The organism is Lysinibacillus sp. 1 U-2021, assembly GCF_029916965.1.
GTDB classification, from domain to species: Bacteria; Bacillota; Bacilli; order Bacillales_A; family Planococcaceae; genus Lysinibacillus; species Lysinibacillus capsici.
The window spans coordinates 2,416,750-2,442,682 of record NZ_CP123966.1 but is presented as its reverse complement, the minus strand read 5'-3'; the positions used below and the strand labels follow the sequence as shown (position 1 = coordinate 2,442,682).

General features: G+C 40.5%; 38 protein-coding genes. 27 read left to right on the top strand and 11 right to left on the bottom strand.

The features are described from left to right. Positions 1 to 34: 34 nt before the first annotated feature. Positions 35 to 619: a sigma-70 family RNA polymerase sigma factor gene (locus QH639_RS12545; protein WP_054548753.1), complete on the bottom strand. Its 585-nt coding sequence runs from the start codon at positions 617 to 619 to the stop codon at positions 35 to 37. A 135-nt stretch (positions 620 to 754) separates the two neighbouring features. On the opposite strand from QH639_RS12545, the gene QH639_RS12540 reads away from it, so the two are divergent. The 8 genes from QH639_RS12540 to QH639_RS12505 all read left to right on the top strand — a co-directional run bounded on the left by QH639_RS12540 (position 755) and on the right by QH639_RS12505 (position 9,558). Further along, on the top strand, positions 755 to 1,648 hold the full coding sequence (locus tag QH639_RS12540; protein ID WP_281116139.1) for a DoxX-like family protein: 894 nt from the start codon (positions 755 to 757) through the stop codon (positions 1,646 to 1,648). A gap of 5 nt (positions 1,649 to 1,653) precedes the next feature. Further along, positions 1,654 to 2,265, top strand: coding sequence for a DUF4166 domain-containing protein (locus QH639_RS12535; protein ID WP_259418953.1), 612 nt, complete (start codon positions 1,654 to 1,656; stop codon positions 2,263 to 2,265). Continuing rightward, positions 2,234 to 3,790: a YndJ family protein gene (locus tag QH639_RS12530; protein WP_281116138.1), complete on the top strand. Its 1,557-nt coding sequence runs from the start codon at positions 2,234 to 2,236 to the stop codon at positions 3,788 to 3,790. Before QH639_RS12535 ends, QH639_RS12530 begins: the two co-directional genes overlap by 32 nt. Positions 3,791 to 3,853: 63 nt before the next feature. Then, the gene (locus QH639_RS12525; RefSeq protein ID WP_259418951.1) at positions 3,854 to 4,297 is read left to right on the top strand and encodes a hypothetical protein; all 444 of its coding nucleotides are present in this window, start codon (positions 3,854 to 3,856) and stop codon (positions 4,295 to 4,297) included. A gap of 162 nt (positions 4,298 to 4,459) precedes the next feature. Continuing rightward, positions 4,460 to 6,142 (top strand): methyl-accepting chemotaxis protein, encoded by a 1,683-nt coding sequence (locus QH639_RS12520; protein ID WP_281116137.1) that lies wholly within the window; start codon positions 4,460 to 4,462, stop codon positions 6,140 to 6,142. A gap of 71 nt (positions 6,143 to 6,213) precedes the next feature. Next, positions 6,214 to 7,173 carry a hypothetical protein gene (locus tag QH639_RS12515; protein ID WP_281116136.1) on the top strand — a complete coding sequence of 320 codons (960 nt, stop codon included), beginning with the start codon at positions 6,214 to 6,216 and terminating at the stop codon, positions 7,171 to 7,173. Between the two features lie 228 nt (positions 7,174 to 7,401). Then, entirely contained in the window at positions 7,402 to 8,913 is a 1,512-nt protein-coding gene (locus QH639_RS12510; RefSeq protein ID WP_227744846.1) for a right-handed parallel beta-helix repeat-containing protein, read from the top strand. A 453-nt stretch (positions 8,914 to 9,366) separates the two neighbouring features. Next, positions 9,367 to 9,558 (top strand): hypothetical protein, encoded by a 192-nt coding sequence (locus QH639_RS12505; RefSeq protein WP_048393895.1) that lies wholly within the window; start codon positions 9,367 to 9,369, stop codon positions 9,556 to 9,558. A gap of 63 nt (positions 9,559 to 9,621) precedes the next feature. Here QH639_RS12505 and aac(6') read toward each other — a convergent pair whose 3' ends face one another. Next, on the bottom strand, positions 9,622 to 10,056 hold the full coding sequence (gene aac(6') / locus QH639_RS12500) for an aminoglycoside 6'-N-acetyltransferase (RefSeq protein WP_131519950.1): 435 nt from the start codon (positions 10,054 to 10,056) through the stop codon (positions 9,622 to 9,624). A 124-nt stretch (positions 10,057 to 10,180) separates the two neighbouring features. Here aac(6') and QH639_RS12495 point away from each other — a divergent pair, with 124 nt between their 5' ends. The 3 genes from QH639_RS12495 to QH639_RS12485 are packed head-to-tail and all read left to right on the top strand — an operon-like array spanning position 10,181 to position 12,053. Beyond that, entirely contained in the window at positions 10,181 to 10,777 is a 597-nt protein-coding gene (locus QH639_RS12495; RefSeq protein WP_048393890.1) for a class I SAM-dependent methyltransferase, read from the top strand. A 27-nt stretch (positions 10,778 to 10,804) separates the two neighbouring features. Next, positions 10,805 to 11,380, top strand: a complete 576-nt coding sequence (locus QH639_RS12490) for a DNA-3-methyladenine glycosylase I (protein ID WP_131519951.1) — start codon at positions 10,805 to 10,807, stop codon at positions 11,378 to 11,380. Next, positions 11,370 to 12,053 (top strand): DUF1963 domain-containing protein, encoded by a 684-nt coding sequence (locus QH639_RS12485; RefSeq protein ID WP_131519952.1) that lies wholly within the window; start codon positions 11,370 to 11,372, stop codon positions 12,051 to 12,053. The genes QH639_RS12490 and QH639_RS12485 overlap by 11 nt, the downstream gene beginning before the upstream one ends. Here the strand turns inward: QH639_RS12485 and QH639_RS12480 are convergent. After that, the gene (locus tag QH639_RS12480) at positions 12,050 to 12,355 is read right to left on the bottom strand and encodes a transposase (protein ID WP_131519953.1); all 306 of its coding nucleotides are present in this window, start codon (positions 12,353 to 12,355) and stop codon (positions 12,050 to 12,052) included. The genes QH639_RS12485 and QH639_RS12480 overlap by 4 nt on opposite strands. Positions 12,356 to 12,430: 75 nt before the next feature. Here QH639_RS12480 and QH639_RS12475 point away from each other — a divergent pair, with 75 nt between their 5' ends. Continuing rightward, positions 12,431 to 12,631, top strand: coding sequence for a hypothetical protein (locus QH639_RS12475; protein ID WP_131519954.1), 201 nt, complete (start codon positions 12,431 to 12,433; stop codon positions 12,629 to 12,631). A gap of 158 nt (positions 12,632 to 12,789) precedes the next feature. Continuing rightward, entirely contained in the window at positions 12,790 to 13,089 is a 300-nt protein-coding gene (locus tag QH639_RS12470; RefSeq protein ID WP_048393880.1) for a GPW/gp25 family protein, read from the top strand. 116 nt (positions 13,090 to 13,205) lie between these two features. Here QH639_RS12470 and QH639_RS12465 read toward each other — a convergent pair whose 3' ends face one another. Continuing rightward, a complete protein-coding gene (locus QH639_RS12465; RefSeq protein ID WP_131519955.1) occupies positions 13,206 to 13,706 on the bottom strand; it encodes a hypothetical protein in 501 nt (166 codons plus the stop codon). A 237-nt stretch (positions 13,707 to 13,943) separates the two neighbouring features. Here QH639_RS12465 and QH639_RS12460 point away from each other — a divergent pair, with 237 nt between their 5' ends. The 4 genes from QH639_RS12460 (at position 13,944) to QH639_RS12445 (ending at position 15,542) form a co-directional block, all read left to right on the top strand. Then, entirely contained in the window at positions 13,944 to 14,330 is a 387-nt protein-coding gene (locus QH639_RS12460) for a hypothetical protein (protein ID WP_131519956.1), read from the top strand. Between the two features lie 77 nt (positions 14,331 to 14,407). Continuing rightward, on the top strand, positions 14,408 to 15,028 hold the full coding sequence (locus QH639_RS12455; RefSeq protein WP_131519957.1) for an NAD(P)-dependent oxidoreductase: 621 nt from the start codon (positions 14,408 to 14,410) through the stop codon (positions 15,026 to 15,028). 12 nt (positions 15,029 to 15,040) lie between these two features. After that, positions 15,041 to 15,220, top strand: a complete 180-nt coding sequence (locus QH639_RS12450; RefSeq protein ID WP_193767314.1) for a hypothetical protein — start codon at positions 15,041 to 15,043, stop codon at positions 15,218 to 15,220. Between the two features lie 166 nt (positions 15,221 to 15,386). Then, positions 15,387 to 15,542 carry a hypothetical protein gene (locus QH639_RS12445; RefSeq protein ID WP_016993988.1) on the top strand — a complete coding sequence of 52 codons (156 nt, stop codon included), beginning with the start codon at positions 15,387 to 15,389 and terminating at the stop codon, positions 15,540 to 15,542. A 197-nt stretch (positions 15,543 to 15,739) separates the two neighbouring features. Here QH639_RS12445 and QH639_RS12440 read toward each other — a convergent pair whose 3' ends face one another. Next, on the bottom strand, positions 15,740 to 15,940 hold the full coding sequence (locus QH639_RS12440; RefSeq protein ID WP_016993987.1) for a hypothetical protein: 201 nt from the start codon (positions 15,938 to 15,940) through the stop codon (positions 15,740 to 15,742). Positions 15,941 to 16,090: 150 nt separating this feature from the next. On the opposite strand from QH639_RS12440, the gene QH639_RS12435 reads away from it, so the two are divergent. From QH639_RS12435 to QH639_RS12425, 3 genes are all read left to right on the top strand, one after another. Then, positions 16,091 to 16,420 carry a hypothetical protein gene (locus QH639_RS12435; protein ID WP_131519958.1) on the top strand — a complete coding sequence of 110 codons (330 nt, stop codon included), beginning with the start codon at positions 16,091 to 16,093 and terminating at the stop codon, positions 16,418 to 16,420. Next, on the top strand, positions 16,404 to 17,042 hold the full coding sequence (locus QH639_RS12430; protein WP_281116135.1) for an O-methyltransferase: 639 nt from the start codon (positions 16,404 to 16,406) through the stop codon (positions 17,040 to 17,042). Before QH639_RS12435 ends, QH639_RS12430 begins: the two co-directional genes overlap by 17 nt. 64 nt (positions 17,043 to 17,106) lie before the next feature. Then, positions 17,107 to 17,664 carry an isochorismatase family protein gene (locus QH639_RS12425; protein ID WP_131519959.1) on the top strand — a complete coding sequence of 186 codons (558 nt, stop codon included), beginning with the start codon at positions 17,107 to 17,109 and terminating at the stop codon, positions 17,662 to 17,664. A gap of 37 nt (positions 17,665 to 17,701) precedes the next feature. Here QH639_RS12425 and QH639_RS12420 read toward each other — a convergent pair whose 3' ends face one another. Together QH639_RS12420 and QH639_RS12415 are read right to left on the bottom strand one after the other, a co-directional pair. Then, positions 17,702 to 17,923, bottom strand: coding sequence for a hypothetical protein (locus QH639_RS12420; protein WP_131519960.1), 222 nt, complete (start codon positions 17,921 to 17,923; stop codon positions 17,702 to 17,704). Then, positions 17,924 to 18,271 (bottom strand): hypothetical protein, encoded by a 348-nt coding sequence (locus QH639_RS12415; protein ID WP_237900542.1) that lies wholly within the window; start codon positions 18,269 to 18,271, stop codon positions 17,924 to 17,926. 296 nt (positions 18,272 to 18,567) lie between these two features. Between QH639_RS12415 and QH639_RS12410 the strand changes: the two genes are divergently transcribed. Then, positions 18,568 to 19,449: an AraC family transcriptional regulator gene (locus QH639_RS12410; RefSeq protein ID WP_131519961.1), complete on the top strand. Its 882-nt coding sequence runs from the start codon at positions 18,568 to 18,570 to the stop codon at positions 19,447 to 19,449. 12 nt (positions 19,450 to 19,461) lie between these two features. On the opposite strand, the gene csaA is transcribed toward QH639_RS12410, so the two are convergent. From csaA to QH639_RS12395, 3 genes are all read right to left on the bottom strand, one after another. Then, entirely contained in the window at positions 19,462 to 19,794 is a 333-nt protein-coding gene (gene csaA, locus QH639_RS12405) for a chaperone CsaA (RefSeq protein WP_004228641.1), read from the bottom strand. 88 nt (positions 19,795 to 19,882) lie between these two features. Continuing rightward, positions 19,883 to 20,059: a hypothetical protein gene (locus tag QH639_RS12400; protein WP_004228639.1), complete on the bottom strand. Its 177-nt coding sequence runs from the start codon at positions 20,057 to 20,059 to the stop codon at positions 19,883 to 19,885. 77 nt (positions 20,060 to 20,136) lie between these two features. Continuing rightward, positions 20,137 to 20,478: a DUF7668 domain-containing protein gene (locus QH639_RS12395; protein WP_131519962.1), complete on the bottom strand. Its 342-nt coding sequence runs from the start codon at positions 20,476 to 20,478 to the stop codon at positions 20,137 to 20,139. Positions 20,479 to 20,594: 116 nt separating this feature from the next. On the opposite strand from QH639_RS12395, the gene QH639_RS12390 reads away from it, so the two are divergent. The 4 genes from QH639_RS12390 (at position 20,595) to QH639_RS12375 (ending at position 23,472) form a co-directional block, all read left to right on the top strand. Continuing rightward, complete coding sequence (locus QH639_RS12390) at positions 20,595 to 20,879, top strand: DUF5316 domain-containing protein (protein ID WP_048393866.1); 285 nt, start codon at positions 20,595 to 20,597, stop codon at positions 20,877 to 20,879. A 703-nt stretch (positions 20,880 to 21,582) separates the two neighbouring features. Beyond that, a complete protein-coding gene (locus tag QH639_RS12385; RefSeq protein WP_004228634.1) occupies positions 21,583 to 21,891 on the top strand; it encodes a hypothetical protein in 309 nt (102 codons plus the stop codon). A 106-nt stretch (positions 21,892 to 21,997) separates the two neighbouring features. Then, on the top strand, positions 21,998 to 22,417 hold the full coding sequence (locus QH639_RS12380; protein ID WP_131519963.1) for a hypothetical protein: 420 nt from the start codon (positions 21,998 to 22,000) through the stop codon (positions 22,415 to 22,417). 260 nt (positions 22,418 to 22,677) lie between these two features. Beyond that, complete coding sequence (locus QH639_RS12375; protein WP_131519964.1) at positions 22,678 to 23,472, top strand: DnaD domain protein; 795 nt, start codon at positions 22,678 to 22,680, stop codon at positions 23,470 to 23,472. Here the strand turns inward: QH639_RS12375 and QH639_RS12370 are convergent. Next, the gene (locus QH639_RS12370) at positions 23,458 to 24,378 is read right to left on the bottom strand and encodes a phosphotransferase family protein (RefSeq protein WP_131519965.1); all 921 of its coding nucleotides are present in this window, start codon (positions 24,376 to 24,378) and stop codon (positions 23,458 to 23,460) included. The two genes, QH639_RS12375 and QH639_RS12370, sit on opposite strands and share 15 nt — an antisense overlap. Positions 24,379 to 24,747: 369 nt before the next feature. Here QH639_RS12370 and QH639_RS12365 point away from each other — a divergent pair, with 369 nt between their 5' ends. Together QH639_RS12365 and QH639_RS12360 are read left to right on the top strand one after the other, a co-directional pair. Continuing rightward, positions 24,748 to 25,524 (top strand): N-acetylmuramoyl-L-alanine amidase, encoded by a 777-nt coding sequence (locus QH639_RS12365; protein ID WP_048393857.1) that lies wholly within the window; start codon positions 24,748 to 24,750, stop codon positions 25,522 to 25,524. 106 nt (positions 25,525 to 25,630) lie between these two features. Beyond that, complete coding sequence (locus QH639_RS12360; RefSeq protein ID WP_048393855.1) at positions 25,631 to 25,915, top strand: hypothetical protein; 285 nt, start codon at positions 25,631 to 25,633, stop codon at positions 25,913 to 25,915. Positions 25,916 to 25,933: the final 18 nt, after the last annotated feature.

Here is a 25,933-nt window from a genome sequence, read left to right as displayed (position 1 = left end):
CTCTGTTAAACGTCCTTCAGGGATGGGTATTGCATTAATGACTTCTTTCAGCGGATTGAACCCACTCATCGAGATATGCCCCCTTTAATTGTTGTCGTAATGCATGCAAGCCACGGCGAATATGTGTTTTCACGGTACCTTCAGGGCATTGCAAAATCGCCGCAATATCCTTGACAGAGTAGTCTTGATAAAATCGTAGTAATAGCACCGTTTTGTACTTTTCCTCAAGCCTGCAAAGAGCCTGCCATAAATCCAGCTCTTCTTCGATGTATGTAGGAGATGCACTTGTTAAATCCTCGAAAGTTTGTGGTTCAACAGGCATAACTGTTTTTTTCTTCGCAATATAGGTTTTACAGCAATTTATCATAATGCGGGTAAGCCAAGTGGCAAAATAGTGAGGCTCCTTTAATTGCGGTAGCCCCTCATAGGCTCGAATAATGGTTTGCTGAAAAACTTCTACGGCATCGTTTTCATTTTGTACGTAGACATAGGCCATTCGGTAAAGCTTATGCTGCTCCTGCTCAATGAGCTGATAAAACGCCTGCTCATCACCTTGTTGGGCTAAGGCTACAAGAGTTTGTTGGGTGCTCGTAATGAAAATCGCCTCCTTTTCGACCATTAGACTCAGCAAGTCATCATTTCGATTCAAGTTTTTTATTTTTATTGAGAAACGTCATAAGCATACCCATTTAATAGAAGGTTATCAATTTACTGCTATAATGATAGTGGCTTCATCAAAAAAAGGAGTGAGTTTATGAGCAGAAAGCCTATTTATGTCGAGATAGACATTCAGGCTCCTATAGAGAAAGCATGGGATTATACACAAAATCCTCATCTGCATGAGCAATGGGATTTACGTTTTACATCGATTACATATATGCCGAAAAAAGCACCCGAGGAGCCACAGCGTTTTACCTATGAAACGAAGGTCATGCCAGGCTTACAGGTAAGCGGCTGGGGAGAAAGCAAGGGGGAGCATCATAAAGAAAATGGCACGCGAACATCCTCACTGCATTTTGGTACGCCTCAAAAGCGCTCACCCATAGCGGAGGGAAAAGGCTATTGGCAATATATCCCGCATCAACAGGGGCTGACATTTCTGACCCAATATGATTATGATACACGCTATGGCAAGCTTGGCGTATTCTTTGATTTATTTTTTCGTCCATTAATGGGGTGGGCGACGGCACTCAGCTTTGATGTTTTAAAAAGATGGCTAGAAAAAGGAGAAAATCCTACCGCACAGTATAGACGATTCTTTTTAACAATGCTTCTGTGTCTATTCTTTTGCTTTGTCTGGTTCTATCATGGTCTTGTACCGAAGATCATCCATTTGCATCCGCAGGAATTAAAGATGACCGCTTCATTACTAAACCATGCAGATCAGCTAGTTATGTGGATAGGGGTTGCGGAAATTCTCTTTGCTTTTTGTTGGCTTTACCCGCGAGGAAAACGCTGGCTCTTTGGCATGCAAATCATCGTTTTTCCGCTCTTGACGATAGCTGCTATTGTTGCGGACCCGACAAGTGTACAAGCACCCTTTAATCCACTTACCTTTAATAGTGCTTTATGGGTGTTGTCGATTGTCGGATTTAGCTTAAGTAAGGATGTACCGAGTGCTAAAAGTTGTAAAAGAAAGCGAGGATAACAAGGATGACGATCTATCAAACATTATTAGGGGATGATTTTGCAAGACTTCATCCGATGCTACAACAGCGTTATGCGTTACCAATTGATGAACCATTTTTTGCTAAGGGTGTGATGCATCAAATAAAATCTGGTGCTAAATGGATGTGTCCCTTCTATACACTGGCTGCGAAAACGCGATTTCTGTTCCCAGAGTCAGGGGAGGATATCCCCTTTACTATTTCGAATACATGCAGAGCCCTGCCAAGTGGGGAACTAGACGTGCTATGGGAGCGCACCTTTTATTTCCCGCAGAAAACAAGGCATTTTGATGCAAGGATGACCATTGATCCAATCCAAAAAATTGTGAAAGATTATTTAGGCACACCCGCTCTTTTTTATTCCGATTTGCACTTTACGGTGACACGAGCGGGGACATTGGTCATTCGTTCAGGTAAGCAGCGCTTTGTCCTCTCGCGTTTCGAATGCCCGATGCCTAGACTGTTAGAGGGTCGAGTCATTGTAGAGGAAGGCTTTGATGAATCGAAAAATGTCTTTACCATTCATGTCTCCATCCATAATCCATTCATAGGGAGGCTCATGATGTATGCTGGTGAATTTACGCAACAATCGAAGTAATTTCATTTTTTTACTAGGGATTTTGTTCACGGTGATGTGCTTTGTGCTTAGTGGGCAACCCAATTACTTATGGTTACTAACCGTTGCTCAACTAGTTTTCGTTCCCACCATGGTATCAATGGTTGTGGATGTTCAGAAAGTCGGCACAGCCATTATTTTAGGGATGATGCTAGCCGTTACACTGCTGCATTGGTCGACGGATGGCGTTTTGGTTAATGTTTTGGCAGGCATGTATGTACTGTATACCTTCTATATCGCCATGCAAGGCGTGAAAAGATTTTTACAACGAGGTTTTACAAATATTGCGGAGTTTGCTATCGACATGGGGCTTTTCTACCTAGCCCTCGGTGGTCTGTGGTTTTTCGCCTATGTCACCAACATGGAAACTGGTTTTTCACCATTAATCACGTGGTTAACGGCCATTCACTTTCATTATTCGGCTTGTTTATTACCCATTTCAGTCGGACTTTTAGGTCGATTACATGATAGTAGCGGCTATCGTGTGATGGTGATGATGTTGCTGGCAGGACCAATCCTTGTTGCGATAGGTATTGCCTTTTCCATTCTCATCGAAATCATCGCAGTCGTTCTTTATATTTTCGCCATTTACGGCTTGTTTTTCGTAGCGCTCAAAACAAAGCTTCCGTTTGGACAGGGGCTATTGCTGAGGACTTCCTATGGAGCGCTCTGTCTGACGATTCTTGGATCTTGTCTGTATGTTTACAGTCGTGTCAGCGGAAACGTTTCCATCGGCATTCCAGAAATGCTTCAATTCCATGGTGTGATCAATGGTGTTTTCTTTGGGGGGATAGGGGTCATCGCCTGGCTAATGGCTGTCCCCCCAACAACACAGCGTCCGTTTGAGTTCCCTGTAAGCCAAATTCGCGGGAAACTACATCATGAGAATATACCACACCCTGGCTTGGTCGATGCCTTACAGGATTTTGTCGATACTACAAAGCTACCGCCTGTCATTCCACATTTTTATGAGTATACGACGACCTATCGGCTGCTTTCGACGGTGCAATGGAAGGCTTGGTTTCGACCTTTTGCCTTTCTGTACCAAGGAATGAGCCGTTTGCTCCAACAGCTCAATTTACCCTTTTCCAGTAAGCAAGTTGAGATGACGGGTAGCATTGTTCAGGTCGATTCTGCACGAGATAGCCGTCCGTCTCCACGTGCATGGATTCGGACAATTCATCAGCAAACCGTTTTTGTCGCGATTTATTCGAAGCACACAAGCGACGAAACGACCTATATGAATATAGCCTTACCACTCCCGTTCTCAACAATGGTTGGCATTTTGTATGCCTATGAAGAAAATGGTCAGCTACACCTAACAAGTCGCCATGATGGAGATGCAGGAATTTATTTGGCGATAGGAAAAAATGTGATGAGGCTACCTCTACAGGAGCATTTTCAAATTTCTGCGGTAGATGACAAGACATTGTCAGCACGCCATCAGATGACGTTATTTGGTATTCCATTCCTACAAATTGATTATCATATTAAAAGAAATGCATAGATTGGCAGGAATTTCTTCAACCGAACGAGAAGGTCCTATTATAGAGACAAATATCAAGGAGTGATGGATGGCTTGCGTTTAACAAAAGGAATTTCTGGTTTCGATGCAGCGCATTTAATTCAGCAGGACATGCGCATGTTTCAGTCGATGGTGTACCATTTAGTGACAAGTGAACAACGAGCGAAAGTACGGCAATTTATCGATCAAGCGCCCTTTGTCTATATGCAGGCAGTAATTGAAATCGATGGAGAAACACTGACAATTCTTCATCATCGTTTGATGCCGTATATCGCCTTTGCCAAGCAGGAGGAGAGTAGCTTTACCTTTTTATCCAAGTCTCACCTGCATAAATACTTTCCTATGCGAAAATGCTTGGAAGCGGAAACACTTACAACATTACTAACAAAAGATGAGGCGTTCCATAGCCTATCTGCTATAGAATGGAAATACGTTACTTATTTTAATAGCCAAACCATTGGCGATGTAATGTTCAATAGCTGGGATTAAGTCTAGTACTAAAGGCGCACGATAAAAGATGCTATAAAAAACATTATATTGACCAAGTTATTTCTGGAAATATAGCAAAAATTCCTAAAACCGCTAATCTTCCTAATTAAATGGTAGATTTTTAAGGATGGAATAGATTAGGAAAATAAGGGGTTTTTGCAAATGAAGTTCAAAACAATCAGTAGACGCATTGTTTTTTCCTTTAGCATTGTGATTGCAATCATGATAGGATACATTGTTTACAATTACTTTGCCATCAAGCAAAGCAATGATGCGACAGAGCAAATTGTACAGCAAGAATTACAACTATTAATTATCGATTACGAGCAGGCACAGTCCATTGATTTAAGAATAGCGGCAGCTAGAGGCTATGTGCTTTCTGGGAGAGAAAAGTATAAAGAGATATTTCAGGATAATGTTGCAAAGGAACTAAACAACGAAGAAAAACGATCAGCATTATCTTCCTCACGCGAATTCGGACAATTTGCGGAGATGTCTAAGGAATGGAACCGTTATATTGAGCAAGAGGTATTTGCGGTATATGACCAGGGGAACACCAATCAGGCTACTCAAAACCTCACAAAAATGGATAACACAGCTACGACCATTCGTGAAGGCTACGAAGGTTTAGCAGCGCAACGAAAGCTAGCCATTAATGAGGTAGGGACAGACAGCATTGCCGCTGGAGAGCAGAAACAGCGAATCGCCATTATCGTAGGTATTGTGATTGTTCTTCTAGCAGTGATAATTGAGCTATTAAGTGCTCGTGGTATTTCAAGACCAATCGTGACGTTAACCAAGCGTATGCAACAAATGACTAATGGTGATTTAAGTGAGCCGCCTTTGAAGGTTCAATCGAAGGATGAAGTAGGGCAACTGATGGAAGCGACCAATACGATGTCAGATATTTTAAATCGTCTATTAAAGCACATTCAAACGGTGTCCAATGATGTAGCGGCACATAGTGAGGAGCTTCTTCAGTCAACTTCAGAGGTCAAAACTGGGACAGAGCAAATTGTTCATACGGTTACGGAAATGGCAAGTGGGACAGAATTACAGGCAGATCATGCCTCTGATGTCGCTTCCGTCATGAATGATTTTACTAGCAAAGTCACTACGGTTCATCACGGCAGTAAAGATGTTCAACAGTATTCGCAGAATGTAAAGGCTTTAACACAAGAAGGTAGAAGCTTAATGACCACTTCCACCAAACAAATGGAAGCCATCCAGCATACAGTGAAGGACGCGGTGAATCAGGTAAATGGCTTAAGTAAGCAAACACAGGAGATTTCTAAGCTTGTAGCGGTCATTCAAACGATTGCTGCCCAAACTAATTTACTCGCATTGAATGCAGCGATTGAAGCAGCCCGAGCTGGGGAACAGGGGAAAGGCTTTGCCGTGGTGGCTGACGAGGTTCGGACATTAGCTGAACAGGTCGCCCTCTCCGTTGATGATATTACAGCGATTGTCAGAAAAATTCAGGATGATTCCGATACAGTAACCTCCTCGCTAGAGCAAGGCTATGAGGAAGTCGAAAAGGGCACAACACAAATGGCTGCAACCAATACGACATTCTATCGAATTGCGGATGCTATTGAGGCCATTGCGACAGGCATAGAAGGTATGTCAGTGGAGCTAGCAGAGGTTGTTCACAATACTGTCACGATTAATAAAGCAGTCGATGAAATTGCTGCGGTCTCCGAACAGTCAGCGGCGGGTATTCAGGAAACATCGGCTACCATTGAGCAAACTGCAAGCTCCATGGCGGAAATTAAACATAGTGCCGAGCATTTAGCAGAAATGGCTGAACAACTAAACGCCCTGATTCGTCAATTTAAGCTATAGTAATTAGCTGTGGATTTCAAACTTCCCTCACATTTCATCTGTATACTAAAGCATTGGAAGGTGGAATCATTTTGAGAAAATATTTACTTTTATTATTGATGAGTACTTTATTCATGGCACCCGTTGCCTACGCCCATACGATGGATAAAAGTACACTATTCACGGATGTCCCTGAAACAGCCGCCAATATTCAGGACATTATGGTACTACACAGTATTGGGCTTCTTGGGTACAATGGCAAGGATATGGCCTTAAACCCAACAGACAATCTTTCACGCAAGGACTTTGCAGGCTGGGTAGGTGGCTTTTTCAGCCTTGAGGGAGCAACAGTGGATGAGCTAGCACAAGCAGCTCAAAAAGAGGATTACGTGTCTTCGCTAGAGGGAGATATTACGTACAAGGAAATAAATACAGCACTTTTTCATCATAAACTTGAGCTAGCCAATCCTGATGCAACCATGACGAAAGAAGAGTACATTGCATTCTTAACAAAGCACCTAACATTTGATATGGACGGACATACGCTTATTCAAATGGGCGGCTTTGCAGAAGGACCAACGGGTACGATTGAAGACGTTGTCACAGGTGACCAAACAGGAATCATCATCGACGGTAAAACATACATGCTGTCAGGACACCCTCGCATCTTTGCCGATTCAACAGATGCCAAAAGCTGGGTAGGGCAACAGCTAGAACGTTCTATTTTTACAACAGCAGCGGATCACCATCATGATCATGACGGTGGGCAAGAGGAAAGCCACGGGGATCATGCAGAAGGCCACGGCGACAGCCACGAGCATGAAGCATCCGCCTCCAATGAAGCAACACTACAATATGTGCAAATTAGCACTGCACAAGTGGTAAAAGAGGATGCCAAAGAAATGGAGTCTTCGAACGCTACACCAAGAGAAGAGCAACAAGCAGCCGCAGCAGATGACACAGCATCCAACTCAAACACAGTTTGGATGATCGCTATCCTAGCAGCACTAGCCGCTATTTTTGTTATTGTATTTGTGAAACGCAAGAAATAATGTAAATGAAAAAAAACCAGCAATGACCGAGGGAATTCGGTTGTTGTTGGTTTTTTCATTTTTCCCCACTTTCATTAAACCGTCAAACATTCCAAATAAACACCTGCATATTCCAGCAATTTTACACAAAATTGAATAAGCACAAGCATGTTCGGTATATAAATAGGGTACGAACATTTTTTGGTTAGGAGTGTGTAAATGGCTGTACTTGTGGTGAAGAGGAGCATAATGCATCGTTATCAAAGTATCGGGCAGGCGATTGAAGAGGCGGCGCCTGGGGATATGATTGAAATTCGGGATGGGATTTATGAGGAAAGCTTGGATATTGCCAAGCGGCTGACGTTGTATGGGGTTGGCAATGTGACCATCAAAGGTGGCGTTTTTATTCGCTATCAAACACCTGTTGCGATGCGTAATTTACGGTTCCGGCAAGGGCAGGGGCTATATGTGAAAGGCGATTTACAGCTAGAGAATTGTGTCATTGAGGAGCAATTGATTCGAACGCAGATGATGGTGAGCTATGGTAGTTTGCTGATGAAAAATTGTGCAGTGCTTGCTACGCCACTGAATCATTTTGGTTTGCGTGTGGCGAATGGCTCCAGTGTTATTCTAGTCGACACGACATTTGAGCATCATAGGAAGGCACAGATTATTGCTCAAAACTGTGAGCTGACCTTGACGAATTGTATGCTGTTGGAAGGGAAGAAGCATGGTGTTTTTGCGATTCGCCATGTCAAGCTGACAATGGAGGACTGTGAAATTCATGGGCATGACAAGGCACAAGTAATGGCTGCGTCGAGTGAGATGACGATGACCAATTGTTTAGTGCACCAAGGGCAAGGGGTGGGCATTCAATTGTTTGATAGCACGACTTTCAGGATGGATGGCTGTGAAATAAAAGAGCATCTTGATACGAATATGGTGGTTCATCGCAGTGATCTAATGGTATCTGATTCTATTTTTTCAGATGGTCAAAGTCATGGGTTGTATCTTGGAGAAAAAACCGAAGCTAAGTTCTATGATTGTCAAGTTTCTCGGCATGTCAAGGCGCAGGTGTTGATTGAAAATAGCAAGGTGGAATTTCATACATGTCATGTTCGCAATGGTATGGCTGTCGGACTTACCATTGTGGATGAAGCAAATGTTTCGATGAACCAATGTAAAATTCAAAACCATCAGCAATTTCATATTATTGTTGATGCTAGTGGATTAAAGCTACAGCAATCGATTATTCAATTTGGGCAATCAGGTGGTGTTTATGGTAATGAACATGCCAAAATCATGATGCATCATACAACGATACGAGAGCTGCAAAGCCACCATATCTATATCAACAATGCCCGATTATTTACACAATATTGCACGTTTGAACAAATGGAAGGAAACGGAATCACTTGCATTGATGCAATTTTTGAGATAGCTAATAGCTATTTTAAAGATGGTCAAGAAAGCTCGTATGCCATGATTTGGTCAGATCAATCAATGGGGCGTATTGAAAATTGTAGGGTGGATAAGGCGGCTAGACCATTTTTAGCGCTGTCCAATAAATCATTATTGGAAATGCGTCATACAGATATAGCTGCGGTAAAGGCTCCAGCGGTGGTCCAGGAAAACAGCCAATTATTTGTACAAGGACATGTGCAGTCAGCAACATGGCAGAAGGATGCAGCATCAAAGGTTTCGCAAATGGAGGACATGAAATTAGAAATAATGAAACATGATATTAAAAAAATAATATAAAAGCCGATTATACAAATAAGACAAGTAGTTTCAATTTTGAAATTACTTTTTTTGTGGATTCGCGTATTGATATTTCATATATGTGAAAAATGGGTAAAGGAATACGTTTGGGTTGTTAATTAAATTTAAATTGTGAAAAAAACTATAATTCGACAAAATGCAAGAATATTTTTATAATGGTATAGATGTCTTGTTGCAATTACTGCAATATTTTGAAATATTCCACAGGAAAACTTATACAATCTTTGTATAAGTTATAACCAACATAATAAAAGTTTTTACTGAATGTAAAATAAATATTAAATAAATGTGGATAATAGATTGATTATTTTCTATGTTTAAACCTATAATTAGTAAAAATGGTTCATGCAATAAGATAAATTTTCGTTAATTATGAAATGGGAGTAATGATTTTACAATAATAAATAGAGAGAGTATTGGGGTGATATGAGTATGTTTGGGCTGACAAAAGAAGAAATTATGTTAATGCTAGAGGAGATGGAATTAGCAGAGAAGCACAAGAATGTGATTGCTGATATCTTACATCTAAATAATATGCGAATCGAACAACAACTCGCATTAATGATCCATTTAATCATAGATGAGCGCGAACGAAATATTTCCAACAATACATATCTAAACTAAAAAAATGTCGAAAAATCACAGGTGCTATGTTTGCAACGCCTGTGATTTTTTTGTCAGCCATTTTTATAATTTTTTTGTGAAGCAAATGATGCGATTAGCTTCTGTAAAACCGAGCTGAAGATGAACCCTTAGGCTTTCGTCATTGTCCCATTCACAGTCACTGGCAAACTCTAGACAGCCCCTATGCTTTGCCCATTGCTCACATTTCTCCACAAGCAGTCTTGCATAGCCCTGCTGGCGATATTCCTCTCTCACAAAAAGGCCTTCTAAATAGCCGACTGGACTCGAGTCAGTCCCTTCTACATAGTCTGTTCTTAACTGGCATTGGGCAAATCCAACTGCTTCGTCATCGTCATAGACAAGGAAAATAGCTGCGTTTTCTTCCTTTAGCAGCTGTGTCATCTTTTCGGTAAATTCCTCTCGTGTATGATTGGGCCAGAGCAGTAAGGCTAATGAGGCTGCAGCATGAGCGTCCTTCTGGTTTGCTTGTTGAATCATAAAATCTTCCTCCTTTGTAAAAAATGAAACAATTTGTTTTGAAGTACGTACAAACTAGTAAGCGTTTTTATTTTAAAGCTCTAATTCTATTTTAACAATCTTACTTGAGGGGGGGAATCCAATCATGTCACTCTTACAAACGTTAATTGAACAAGCGAAAAAGCCAAATGGATGGATTGGCTCAACGATGCTACAAATTATGAATTTTGCCCATCGTGGTATGAATGCATGGTTCATCAGGCAAGGAGCTATCAATGACGGTGATCGTGTGTTAGACATAGGTTGTGGTGGTGGGAAAACGCTCCAAATTTTATCCAAATTAAATCCAAATGGTATAATATATGGGATAGATTTTTCCACACAGGCAGTGAAGGAATCAATCAAATTGAATAAAGCAAATGTTGCCAGGGGTAGCGTCATTGTGAAAGAGGCAAGTGTTTCAAGCATTCCATACGATGATCAGTTTTTTGATGCGATTACAGCCTTTCAAACACACTATTTTTGGCCATCCTTGGAGCAGGATGTAGAGGAAGTATGGCGGGTTCTGAAAAACGGTGGGAAATTTATTATCATAGCAGAGCTCTACAAAATGAACTATCATATGAAAGCCTATCAAACACCTGAGGCAACGAAGCAATTATTAGAACGTATCGGTTTTCAAACCGTGTATGTCACCGAAAAATCAAGTAAAGGATGGCTTTGCATTACAGCTATTAAGTAAAGGATACATAAAATGGAGGGTATAAAAATGAAAAGATGTGATTGGGTCAAGCTAGATGAACCTTTGTATGTGGAATACCATGACAAGGAGTGGGGTGTACCTGTCTATGATGACCAGCATTTATTCGAGATGCTTTGCTTGGAGGGGGCACAGGCTGGCTTGAGCTGGTGGACGATTCTCCAAAAGCGTGAAGGCTATCGTGAGGCATTTGATCAATTCGATGTGGAAAAAATTATCCATTATACAGCAGACAAGCTAGAGGAATTGCAGCAAGACACACGGATTGTACGCAATAAATTAAAAATAGCTAGCGTGGTGACAAATGCTAAAGCATATCTCCAAATACAGGAAAAGCATGGCTCATTCTCAGATTATATTTGGGGCTTTGTAGATCACAAACCAGTTTTGAATGAGTGGGCATCCATCAAAGAGGTGCCTGTGACGACAGAAATTAGTGATCGTATGAGCAAGCAATTGAAGAAAGATGGCTTTAAATTTATCGGTAGTACAATTTGTTATTCCTTTATGCAGGCAGTAGGCATGGTAAACGACCATACAACAGATTGCTGCTGTCGACAAAAGGAGCTAGCGGATGGCAATTGAACATATTCGGGCTCAACTAGCCACGCAGGCCACGATTTTTCAAACGGGTGGTATTCGACCTACACATGATTTATTGGAAAGCTGGATTGGCTATGTGGGCTGGTCCTTACCAGAAGAGCAGCCACCATCTGGCTATCAGCCGCTCGCTACGTTTTTTCTAAAAGGTCTACCCTATGTACCGATGGCATTACAGCCTTTTCACTTAGTCACAGTCTTTGTCGATGAACGTCTATTAGATCATCTCATGGAGGATGATCTTAGTTCTTATTTTAATATTAGAACGTACACCTCTTTGGAAGGCTTAGTAAAGCGCGAATGGCAGCATGAACAAATTCGCGCGTTTCCACTCCTACCACAGCATATCACGAACGACTATCCAACATGGGATGGGGGCGGTATTCCTGCTCAATTGGAGGAAGAGATTTTGACGTTGGAGCATGAAGAGCAGCTCGACTATTTTGAGGATATTGTTGAAGACCTCTATCCACTCCATAAAATTGGTGGCTATCCAAGCTTTTGTCAAAGTGGCGTTGATTTCGGTGACGATGCGCCATTTGTCCTCCAAATTGCCTCCGATGCAAAAGCGCGTTTGAACATCGTGGATCATGGTAATTTTTATTTTTTCTACAATCCAACCATCCAGACTTGGCACGTCTATTGTGATTTCTACTAAAGGGATGGCGGCTTGTCTCTTTCATGAATTGTCATCATGATGAACTGGTAAATCAGATATAAGCCAAGGTACGCCCCTGTAATTAGAAAGACAGGGTTTAAGAACACAGCATGGATCGTTGTCATAAAGACTACATCCTCAAGAATAATGTTCGTTATAGCTGTAGCGGCAATCGTGCTAAACAGAATCGCAGCAAGGACACCTAGTATGTTGAAAAGAAGGCGAAAGCTAGCCCATTTGTGCTGAAGATATGCCATAAGGCTGGGGATGCCAATCGTGGCAGTCAGCATGAAAATTGTCATAACATCACATCCTTTCTTTCAGATTGCCCTTGTTCGTTCCTGCATAAACATAGAAAACGATAGGAGGGAAACCGATTGCGATGGCAAGAAGGAGAGTTAAAAAGCACTAGGAAGGTGAAAAAAGTGGAGCATAAAACGATGGTCAAAAATGGCATTGGCTTTGGTTCGGTTTTAGCGATTACGATCTCCTGGAGTGTGCATCACTCCATCATTTGGGCAATCATTCATGGCTGTTTTAGCTGGCTGTATGTTATTTACTACGCCATCATGCGCTAAGCTTGTAGGTCAGCCTATCAACTAAGATGTTGTTTGAATAAAAATAACATTGGGTACATAAAAACAAAGCGTTCATAATTTTTAATGAGCAAGCATAAATAACAAAGTGCTCTTTTCCAAAGTACCAATTGTATGAACGTAGAAGAAAGGTTGATAGAATGACACATCAAGTAACGGCTTTAAGTAATGTTAATGGTAATGCTACAGGCGTGGAAGGTATATTACAAAATGTAGCATTTATTTTATCGACGTTTACGATTCCTTGTCCGCTCCGCGAATATGTGACAAGGTCTGATATTCGTAAACCCTTCCAGCGTATGAAGAAAATAAACACAAAACGCCTTATAGAATGTATCCAACGTTTTGAGCCACGAGCTGTCGTAGTAGATGTTGATTATCTTGGCGATGTGAATAGAGGGAAATTAGAGCCCATTGTCAAAGTCATTGTCAATGAATAGCTGAAAAAATATGAATTCTGCCAGGTATGGTTTCACGAACCTGGCAGAAGATTAAATGTGCTTATAGTGGTAGGATTATGGTATATGAATTGTTGTCAAGTAGGATAATGGAACAGTTACGCGTTTCTAATGGCAATAATTTGCTGGCAATCAATGATAAGTGGTGTTGGTGCTGCTGCCTCTATCTCTAAGAATGTAGCACAGCAAGTTTTAGGATCTAAGCTGATAAAGGAAATTCCTGCAAAGCTACCGCCACCTGCTAAAATAACATCTACCAAAGTACCAGGAGATAAGCATCTTAATAGATGACAAATACAGCCTTTACACTTGTGATCTTTGGAATAATCCTTCTCGTAGTAGTACTCTTCCTCCTCTTTTTTGCAAGAGCAAGAATCCTCCTTATGTTCCCATTTACAATGGTCATCCTTTTCATGACACTTACATCGCTGGTGCTTCTGTTCCCATTTGCAATGCTCATGCTTGTGTTTGCATTTGCATCCTTCTTGTTTGTGTTCACATTTTTTTTCTAAATGACAATAGCATTTTACATATTGTTCACAGCACTTTTCTTTTTTATGATTCCAATTCATATATTGACTATATCTACTATCCTGCATCTTTTAATCTCCCTTTTTGTTAGTTTTTTAGTAATGGTAGCGCTAACCTTTACATTTCTAATCTATGAAGCCACAAACAAAACTTCTTGGTAATTTGCCCTTTGTACAAAAAGAAAATTATTTTTTAATAATTAAAGAGAGAAATAGCTATACATAGCTGTGAGAATAATAACAATTTCAGGGAAAAAGATTGCTAGACTTCCGCCTGTAAATTTCATGGAGAAATGGAGCGAGTGTATGAAAAATGTCCTGCAAATCTTCTTTTTATTCATGTGCTTACTGGTTGTGGTGTCATTGTGGATGGTACAAAGGGAGCCTTCAATTATAACCCCGAGCCCTGAAAGAGCGACTATCTATGCAGAGGAGCTTGGCGAAAAATTACAAGCTACGAATTTTACAAAACAAGTGTTACAGGCGATACGGTCGGCAGGCTACTCGCCTGATAGTACAGTTGGTTATCTAATAGACTCTCCAGCGCATCAAGTCATCACTATTCAATTACACGATGGGGAAGAAATTGATGTAAGTACAGAAAGTGAAATTCAATCGATTATCGATGAGCTAGCTGAAAAGAATAATATGCATCTATTTATGGTTGATGTTCAATTACTAGAGCGTGAATAGTAGAGGGGAGGCACTGTGATCTGTGCCTTTTTACATATATATGGAATTGTAATATAATGATAAAAGAGGTGAGAGAAATGAAAATATTAATATTAGGCGCGAGTGGTCGTGTCGGCAGCCATCTGGTGGAACTAGCAATAAAGGATCAGCATGAGGTCACCCTATTAGTCCGAAATCCCGATAAATTACCGCACCATCATCAACAGCTGTGTGTAATGAAAGGGGATGTTTTAAACAAGCAGGATATCGAGCAGGCAATGCATCATGTGGATGTGGTGGTGAGTGCATTAAATACAGATGGAGGCACTACATTATCGGCTAGCTTACCATTGATTCTTGAAGCGATGACAAAGCAACAGGTGACAAGAATCATTACGATTGGAACAGCAGGGATTCTACAAAGTCGTGTAACGCCGACTCTTCTTCGTTACCAATCAACGGAATCGAAACGAAAATCGACCTTTGCTGCACAGGAGCACCAACGTGTATTCGAACAGCTACAGCAATCTGCAATGGATTGGACAATTGTTTGTCCTACCTATTTACCTGATGGGGCCTGGACAGGAAACTACCGCGTTGAACGCAACTTCTTGCCAGAGGGAGGTAGCGAAATTTCAGTAGCGGATACAGCAGATTTTGCCTACCAACAAATCTTTAGCAAGGATTTTTTGAGAACGCGCGTCGGACTTGCCTACTAGAAAAGGGGAGCTATGGTGAAATATATTCATGCCATCATCGGGATGACAATCATTGTCGTAGGATGTGCCTATCTCAGTACAACCATAGAAGAGGCACCTGTGAGAAATGTGCTGCTGAAAGTCTATGGAGTTATCATTGTTTTCATCGGGTCATTCTACCTCAAAAAAATTGCGAAATTTGGTAAGCAATAAGCACTTTTACATAAGGATAGTCTAAATGGACTTATGACTTTAACCTTTTTTTATCCTAAATCGTCCAAATGATAGCTATTTTAGTGAAAAAATATACTGTTATTTTCCTTTTTATAGAAGGTTTGCTATACTTTATGTCGAATATATCTATTGAAGAGGTGATTGTATGGACAAGGAGATATCAAATAACTATCAATATCCTAAACACCTAACAAGCCTTGATGGAATCGAAACGACAGAATTATATGTCATCAAGATAACAAAGGAACAAGTGGATAGGTTGATTGAGGATATCGATCAAACATTAAAGACGTCGACATGACGTCTTTTTTCATGCCAAAAAAGGCCACCTTCCAAGGAAAGTGACCTCAAAACAGGAGAGCTGTGGAAAGGCTAGATTTGCTTTACACTACTATTTGTATGTAAAAGTAATCTTGTTAGCTAGCCATTTGCCTGAAAGATAGATGAAATTTACTCGATTTTCTAGCAACTCAGTTCACTATCCATATATGTACTACCTCAGTTCTTCTGACATGAAAAGGAGTAATTCAAAGCCAAATAATCGCGGATGATAGTAGGCTGTCCGCCATTTTCAAGACATAGCTTACTGGCAATTTTAATTTCCTTCTGATTATAGTGAGATTGTGCTCCAATCAAAAATATGCCTGACAGTATCAATAATGTACCGATGCCCAACACATATTTTATAACCCTTTTCACTCATCTTACCTCCATTTCGATACGTTCACCCTACTGTCTAACATATGTTGAAGCATGAAAGCATTATGTTTAATTGACAATTTGTATACATTTGTATACAAATAGTTTAAATTAATGTATACAAATGTATACAAAAGGGGTGTTTTAGAAATGAGAGGATCTGGATTTAGAGAGCATATGAGAGAGGGACATCACCGTGGAGGACGCCACAGAGGCATGGAAGGTGCGCCACAGCGAGGAGCAAAAACGTTCCGACGCGGCAAAGCGATTTCATTTTTAGAGATGCTGCATGTGAAGCGAGCTACCATTAAACAGCAATTAGAACAGCCAGAATATCAATCGATTCAGCAAATTTTAGTCGGTGAATTAAAAGCCATCGATCTGGTTATCCAAGAATTTTGCCAGTTGTTTGATATTCAAGAAAATGAAACCAACGACAGTCTACAAGAGGAAGATAACGCACATGAAACAAATGAATAACTATATAGATGAGGTATTTTATCAGGACGATGCCCTATTAGAGGATGTCCTGTCCTCTATTGCCGAAAATGGTATGCCTGCTATTTCTGTCTCTCGATCATCAGGAAAGCTGTTGACGATGCTTGTATCGATTACTAGGTCAAAGGCTATTTTAGAAATTGGTGCTCTTGGCGGCTATAGTGGTATTTGTCTGGCGAGAGGAATGGAAGGGAAAGGCAAACTGACATCCCTAGAGTTAGAGGATAAATATGCACAGCTAGCCGCCAAAAATCTTGACAAGGCAGGCTTTGCCGAGCAGGTAACGTATATGACAGGTCCTGCATTGGATAGCCTTGAAAAGCTTGTGGCAACGGGACAGTGTTTTGATTTTTTCTTCATTGATGCTGATAAGGATAACTATGAAAATTATTTAGCCTATTGCATACAGCTAGCAAGCCCTGGTGCATTCATTGTGACAGATAATGTCCTAGCAGGAGGCAGTGTAGCAGACCCTATGGCTACACCCAAGCGCTATACAGCCATCATGAAAAAGTTCAATGTCACAGTGGCTAATCATCCGCAGCTGGATTCGATTCTTTTACCCATTGGGGATGGTATGACGGTTTCAAAAGTTATAAAATAATGCATATCAGAAATTAACTATTAATGGTAAAATATTGTTAGCAAACGATAAGGGAGAGATGCTTTTGAAGCAAGCACTAGTGGTCATTGATGCACAGCAAGAATTAATCGAGGGAAATCAGGATGAACAAGCCGTCTATCGCAAGGATGAATTGCTTAAAACAATCAATGCCGTTATTCAAAAAGCTATTGAGGCAGGGGCACATATTATCTTTGTACGTGATCAGGATGTAGCGGGTGGAGAAGGGGAAGGCTTTCAAGTACATCAAGCGATCCAAGTACCTACTACCGCTGTTTATTTTGATAAACTGGCTACAAACGCTTTTTATAGGACGGGATTACTCGATTACTTACAGGCCAATGAGGTAGAGCATTTGGTGATGATGGGCTGCAAAACCGAGCATTGCGTGGATACAGCAGTTAGAGCAGCAACTATACAGGGCTTTGATGTCACTTTAGTGGGAGATGGCCATTCAACAAATGGTTCCGACTACTTATCACCAGAAGATACGGTTGCACACCATAATGACATCCTACATGGCCATTATAATGTGGATCATTTCTCACTTGTACGAAACGCCGACGAAGCATTATTTGAACCAACACATAATAGTTATCGCTAATTAAAAAATGACCAAGAATCTAGGCTCTTGGTCATTTTTACATATAGAAGTGATTGAGCAACCAACCTATAACAGTACTGAAGATACCAACTACTATCAAAACCAGCCCATGGGTTGGTGCTTGATAATCCTTTTTAAGTACAATTCCCATACAGATAGCCATGAGCCCACAAAAAGCTTGGAATAGGAGAAGAGCAGCTATCACATTGACCCAACCGATGATTAAAAGTAATCGCTTACTATTGCTTTCATGTACCATTTATTGTTCTCCTTCATCATTGCTATGTAAATAAAGTACCGTACCTAACACGCCTAGTAGTAGGGTTGAAAAAATAATAGACATAATCGCTTGATAGACAATGGCGGTTATAGCCAAAAACAGTAAAATAATCAGTATGAGGAGGCGCAGTAGGAATTTTGTTTTTTTACGAATGGCGAAAAAATCCTGTAGAATAATGAGTAAAAAGCTCACTCCAAATAGGAGAGCATATTCAAGAATGATTAGAGGATGCACATTCGATACACCCTCACCACGAAAGTATTTTAAAATAATTATAGGAATGAGTATGTATTTTAAATACTTGTACCACTGGAAAAGACGATCCATGTTGCTGCCTCCAGCTCAATAGACTGTTTTTACAAATATTGTAACGGAAATTATGAGGCGACACAAGAATCTTTTTTTTCATAGGGCCACTGTGCGAGCAGTGACCCTAAGTATCAAGTCAGGAGGTGTAAGGCTAAAATTAGCTTTACACTATTATATGTATGTGAAAGTAGCTTCAAAAGCTAGTTATCTGCCTGTTCAATAGATTATTTTTTGGAAGGCGACTAAATGGGGCACCAATTGTCGGATGGAAGGCTACTATTCCTGCTAAAGTAAAGATAAGGAAGGTGATAGAAGTGGATTCTTTAACAAGGTTGAATGAGGCGATTACGTATATCGAGGCCAATCTAACAGAGGAAATTGAAGTGCAAGAAGCTGCGAGATTAGCTTATTGCTCGGAATACCATTTTAAACGTATGTTTTCCTTTCTAGCAGGCATCTCGCTATCAGAGTATATTCGTCGTAGGCGTCTGACGCTTGCCGCACTGGAACTATCAGATTCATCTATGAGAATTCTCGATATCGCGATTCGTTATGGCTATCGCTCTGCAGATGCATTTACAAGAGCCTTTCAGCAAATGCATGGCATCACACCATCGGAGGCGAGGCAAAATGGTCAGCACCTAAAAGCGTTTCCACGAATGACCTTCCAACTTACCATACAAGGAGGTTGTGAAATGAATTACCGACTCGAACAAAAAGAAGCGTTTCACATCGTGGGTCTTATGAAAAGAGTACCTATCGTCTTTCAAGGAGAAAATCAAGCGATAACTGAAATGGCACGTGCATTAACAATGGAGGATATTGGGCACCTAAAAAAGCTGTCGAATGTAGAACCAACAGGAATCATCCAAGCCTCCACAAACTTTTCTGAGGACAGAATGGAGGAAAAGGGCGAGCTGGATCATTATATCGGCGTAGCCACAACCGAAACGTCTCACCATTTTTCACAGTTGGATGTACCCGCTTGTACGTGGGCTGTCTTTCAAGCGGTTGGACCATTCCCACAAACACTGCAGGAAACATGGGGGCGCATTTATGCGGAGTGGTTCCCATCATCTGGCTATGAACAGGTTGCTGGTCCAGAAATCGTGCACCATACAAGCACGAATTTTTCCTCACCAACCTTTACAAGTGAAATCTGGATACCACTTCAGAAAAAGAAGCCTCTTGCATAATGCGAGAGGCTTTTACTGTATTTTCGTTCCATTGGGCAGCTGCTGATCGGGCGTTAACAGGATTACATCTCCTTCCACAGGTACACCACCAATGACTAATACCTCTGACTTAAAACCCGCAACGCGACGTGGCGGGAAATTAACAATCGCCACTACTTGCTTCCCAATGATGACTTCGGGTGTATAACGCTTCGTAATTTGTGCGGAAGACTGTTTAATGCCCAATTCTTCACCAAAATCAATTTTCATTTTAATCGCAGGAACCCGAGCCTTTGGCAGTTCCTCAGCCTCTAATACCGTGCCGATTCGTATATCAAGTGCTATAAAATCTTCTATTGTCGCCATCACTGTACTCCTTAAGCTTTTATGACAATGTTAGCATTTAATAGAAAAAAATACAAAAAAGAAGAGCACATAGCGTGCCCTTCTCTCGTTAACGACGATGCTCTACCAGGTCAATCGCACCTAACACAATGTGTGCTAAGCCGAAGCCAAAAATCGTATTGGCCACCATTTTGTTAGAGCCATGTTTTTGCTTCATTGCATAGCCTGCCGCCGTAACAGCTGACCCGAGTATAGTGGGGATTAAACCTTCACGAATTCCATTCATAAATTGATCCCTCCGTCGTATGATTCGGCGTGAGTTTCACACCATACTTACTATGAACGTTTGGCGCGGATACTATACTAGGCATCAACCGTATCAATCATGAAAGCAGTGATCTCCGTTTGATCTGCATTTGTATAGGCCTTGCAAAAAAGAACCACAGCACTTTCTTCATCATCAAACCATAAATAGCGAATTTCTGTTGTAAAACAACTTTGGTCATTCATTTCATACACATCAATAGCTACGGAAGCTTCATCCAGCGGCCATGTTAAGATACCTTGCAAGGCGAAAACCTCCTGCAGAAATATAGCAGTATCCTCTGTTAATATCTTCTCCTGTTGAAGTTTCTCGTATCTATTATGTACTAAATCATCTAAGGTCATTTTTGTTAATGCTTCTATTTTGTCTTTCATTTGCATAGCCTCCCTCCTTATAGTTATTTTACTGGAAAAGGAAAAATTTTGTATAGGTAAATAGGGATTTATTGAAACGAAAAAGAGCGGTTAGCCGTATAATAAACGAAGGGGAGCTGAAAATGAAGTATATAGGCATTGGCACCATCTTGTCCATTCTAGGTGTTATATGCTCCATTCTCATATGGGGTACAGAGAAAGCCCATTTGCTTTCAGGGCTACTCGGTGGAATTTTCATCGTTTCTGCCATGTTATTGTCAGGAGCCATCGCAAGCGGAGATCGAATGCGCGCCAATTTCGCAACAGAAACCAATGAAGACAGAAACGAACGCAATCTTCTCATGAATAATGCGTTACTATTAGCCATACCAAACATTATCGTAGCAATCTTTGTGTATTATCTATGAAGCTAATAGCAGCAATCAATTTAGAATAAGTATTGTATTCAACACATTTAGCATTCAATCCACTGATTTGAATGAGCAACCCATTCTAAGCGATTCTATCGGTCAAAATGAGCAATGTACCCGTCAGATTAGACATTGTATCCGTTACATTTAGCATTCTATCCACCGATATGAATGAGCAATCCATTCTAAGTGTTTCAATCGGTCAAAATAAGAGTTGTATCCGTCAGATTAGACATTGTATCCGTCAAAATTAGCATTCTATCCACCGATTTGAATGAGCATCCATTCTAAGCGATTCTATCCACTGATTTGAATGAGCAACCCATTCTAAGCGATTCTATCCATCAAAATGAGCGTTGTATCCGTCAGATTAGACATTGTATCCGTCAAAATCAGCATTCTATCCACTGATTTGAATGAGCAACCCATTCTAAGCGATTCTATCCATCAAAATGAGCGTTGTATCCGTCAGATTAGACATTGTATCCGTCACATTTAGTATTCTATCCACCGATACGAATGAGCAATCCATTCTAAGTGATTCTATCCATCAAAATGAGCATTCTATCCACCACATTTTACAGGCTATCCACCAATCGTTACATATAAAAATCATAAAAAGTGTCACATCTACCCTAGGTGTGGCTTTTTTTGTTGCATTTAATAGAGAGGAGTACATTTGCAATAGAGAGGTGGTACTATGCAATTAACAGATGGTACACAGATATTTGACACGGACATCATTGATGAGGCTGCTAAAAAGAGGGAGCGTGATGAGCAGGAGCGGGAGATGCTCAACGCCTTTGCCCGCTATGCATACCTACGATATAAGCAAATACGAGACAAAGTAAATCCGCGGAAATGCAAATATATGTATATTCATCAGGTGCGTCAGCAGTTAGCATTACCGGCTAGACTACAACGTGTTTGCAAGCTGCTAACGATGACGGAAGAGGAAGTTCTCTACATTGTTGAATTTGTGCGGAAGTATTTGAAATACGTTAAATAAGCCTCATCTTCATAGATGGGGTTTTTTTACATAATTTCTAGGGAGAATTGTTTCTCAACAACCGCTCCATATAGTATGATGAACGTGTATAAAGGAGTGAGCGTAGTTGAGATTGATTAAATTTCTAGTGGTAATTGCTATATTTGTTGGTGTAGTGGGGTATGGTGTACTACATTTCGGCACAAAATTTGCCTCTGAAAAAATTGTAGATACCTTGTCGACAGAATTAGAAAATAGCGGACAAAAGGAAGAAATCAAAAATACCATTGAAAATGATCCACAATTAAAAGCCTATATGGAAGAGGCGAAAACGGTCGATAGCAGTACATTACCGTTTACGACTAAAGAAGAGGCAACGAAAGTCTTAATTCAAAAAGTGGGCATTACCGATTTGAACGACTTGCGTGTAAAATTGCAGGACGGCTCGATGACGCAGGAAGAAGCCCTGAAAATGGTGGAAGGCAAATTATCCGATGAAGAGATTGCGGCTTTAAAAGTCATTGTCTATAAAGAGCTTTACGAATAACAAACAGCAGAAGCAATTGTTTGCTTCTGCTTTCATTTTCCATTACAGATCTCTGCTGATTGACGTAAATCTCGGACATGAATAAACACATTATTCACCTTCTTGGTAAGAGGGGACGACGTTGCAAATTTCATTCTTTCTACCATCTTTCACTTGTTCTTAAAAGAGCATGCTTCATGGCATGTTCTTTTTTTATGTCCCATTTTTAAAAATTTTCTTTATCTAGTTAGAAAGGACATTAGATGGAAAGAGGGATCGTCATGATTTATCGAGTAGCCAAAAAGGAGAATTATGTGGTTTTGGATAAAGCATTTTTAAAGGATGAGCAATTAAGCTGGAAAGCAAAGGGTCTGCTTGCCTATATGCTGTCTTTGCCAGATGATTGGTCATTTAGTCTTGCAGATTTAGCAATACGTAGTAAATGTGGGCGGGAAGCGACAGCCAAAATTTTGGACGAACTCATAGAGGCGGGCTATCTTCAAAAAGTACAGGAACGAGGAAAAGACGGCAAGTACGGTGGGGTAGAATTTTTCGTCTATGAAGCATCAAAACGTGCTGCTATACCGTCAACGGTCGTACCATCGACGGAAAAGCCCACACTACTAAATAATAATTTACTAAATAATCAATTACTAAAAGATAAAGATGATAAGGAGTCTACTAACACTGCCTACCACTTTTATGTGCAACAAGGCTTTGGCACACAAACAGCCTATATTGCTAGTAAAATTCGTCATTGGCTCACTATTTTTTCAGAGGACATGGTCATCTATGCGATGAAGCTAGCGGTGGTGCATAATGTTTTACGCTGGCGGTATGTCGAGAGCATCTTACAAAATTGGTGCAATCAGAACATAAAGAGTCTTGCAGATATTGCTATCGACCAGCAGCGTTTTCAAGCCCGCAAGCAGCAAGTGTCATCACATTCTAAAGCCAGAAGACGGAAAATCATTCCGCAGTGGTTTCAGCAGCGTGATCAGGAACAAGAATCTCGGCCAACAATTGATTTTGCAGCAGAACGACAAAAAATTTTAGCCCTCTTACGGAGTGAATAAATTCTCCGCATACCATATAGGCTTAATCGATGAAAAGTTATCATGATCCTGTAAAATCATGTGAATTCTTTCCAACGCATCATCAAAGGAGCGTGGGTCATAGTGACGAGTCCAAACAATGGTTGAAAAGACAGTCATGGCTGCATAGAGAGCATATAAACGCCAAAACATATCGTCTGGTGCAGATGAAAAATAGCCATCAATCTGGCCAATACAATAGGGGATACTTTGTCGTCTACTAAACAAGGCAAGATTATAAAAGTCATGATAAGGATCGCCCACATCATAGCCATTAAAATCTATCACCCCATTGTAAGTATGTCCTTTACAAATAATATGACCAAGATGAAAATCATCATGAAGCAGGGTGATGGGGCGTTGCTTTAATAGCGGTAAGTGCGTTTCAATAAAGCGCAATAGTTTAGCTTCTTGTGGAAGTTGATAGGCATCTTGTTGGTATGCCTTCAAATAGGTAGAAAACTTTTTGAGCTGTGTTGTCTCCCAATGAATTATTTGCGGAGGGCTCACTTGATGTATTTTTCTCAATTCTTTCCCCGCCGCAAGACCAAGGTGGAATTGCTCAGAGTCAGAAAGTTCCTGAATAATTTCATCTGCTGGTGTTTCTTCTAAAAAGCTAACGACCATTGCGGATACATTGGCTTCCTGAAACAAGGTATAGTTAACGGCTTTATGTGTTCTTACACCCTGCTTTGCTAACTCTTGGAGCAAGGAAAACTCTACTGCACGTTTGTCATGATGTGCTAGATCTGACAAGCGCACCAAATAGCGCGTTTCACCAACTGTTACCAGATACTTGCTATCAGGTGAATAGCCTTTGTTAATTTTCACTAGCTGTGTAAAGCCGTGTAAGCTTGGTAATTGACGAATAATCTCTACTGCCTGCACACTTTCTTTCCTCGCTTTCAATATTTTAGAAGAACTAAAATACTACAGAAAATAATACTTTGTCAATGCTTGGAAGCGAGAAAAGAGGTTATAAAATCATAATGAAAAAATAGTAAAAGAGCACAACTAACTAGAAAACACTTTTGTGCGCGCATTTACTAATAGTAAGTGGATGTCCTTGTGACATTCACACTTCATAGCTTCGAGGAAAGAGAGGTGAAACGATCGCAGTAGCCTTAAGCGCGAAAAGAAGCTAATAAGCCAAAAAAGGAACCTCTAATTATCTGTTGTTTACCCTAAAAAACCCAAAAGGAAGAAAAGAATAACATAGCATCAGTCGCTAAAAATAATAGGAAAGGACGGTGCAACATGAGTTATGTTATTGAAAAACAGATGATGTCAGGGCTACCGAATCAAGCGCTAACGGCAGTCAAATACGTTGTGGCGCATGAATCAGGTAATGGCAGCAATACAGGTCCAAATGCATTGGAAAACGAAATTGCCTATATGAATCGAAATAAAGCCAATGCCTTTGTTTCTCACTGGGTAGGCGGTGGTGGAAGAATCGTACAAGTAGCCCCAGTCAATCGCGTGCAATATGGCTGTGGACCAAAGGGAAATCCGTATAGCTATGCCCAGGTGGAATTGGCACGGACTGCTGATAAGGAACAATTTAAAAAGGACTATGCGGCTTATATTTGGCTGTTACGTAAGCTTGCGATAGAGGCAGGGATTCCCACTGTTTTAGATGGTAGCGGCAACGGCATTAAGTCACATCGATGGATTGCAGAAAATCTAGGAGGCACTACGCACAAAGATCCATTTGACTATTTAAAAAGTATGGGGATTACAGAAGCACAGTTCCAGCAAGATATTAAAAATGGGCTTGAGGAGGGATTAACAGTGTCACAATATAATGAGCTAAAACAAGAAATAGAAACGTTGAAAAGCTTACTAGCTGAAAAAGCTAGTTTACAAACAAGCAGAGAAGTGGGAGCAGCCCATAAAGAGGCTTGGGAGTGGGCTATTAGCGAAGGCATTATCCGAGGCGATGGAAGTAAGAACATGAATCCAGCAGGCGCCTTAACAAGAGAGCAAATGGCGACCATGCTGAAACGCTATTACGACAAATTTATAGCCAACTAATTGTGTAGGATAAAGCTCCTATGTCATCACGAGCTTTATCCTTTTTCATTGAATAAAGGTTTTTTCAAAATTTTGTCGAATGTAGTAGAAGAGAGGAGGGGTTTTGATGTTAACTAAAATAAGAAAAGTAAAATTTGAACAAGAAAGAAAAAATCCATTATACCAGGTGGTGATGGAATGTCCCGATGGTAAGCAACTCTATGTAAAATTTGATTATACGTATAAAACAAAAAATTTCTGGCCATTAGAAGTGAATTATAATAAAAAGAACTATGGTGCAAAGCTAGCATGGTATACAAATGAAGTCGAGAATATGACAGTGGCTTTATTTCTAGAAACGATTGCTGGTAAAATCAACAAGAAGTATGATTTTAACTTTAAGAAACAATAAAAAAAGCAGCACCTTGTA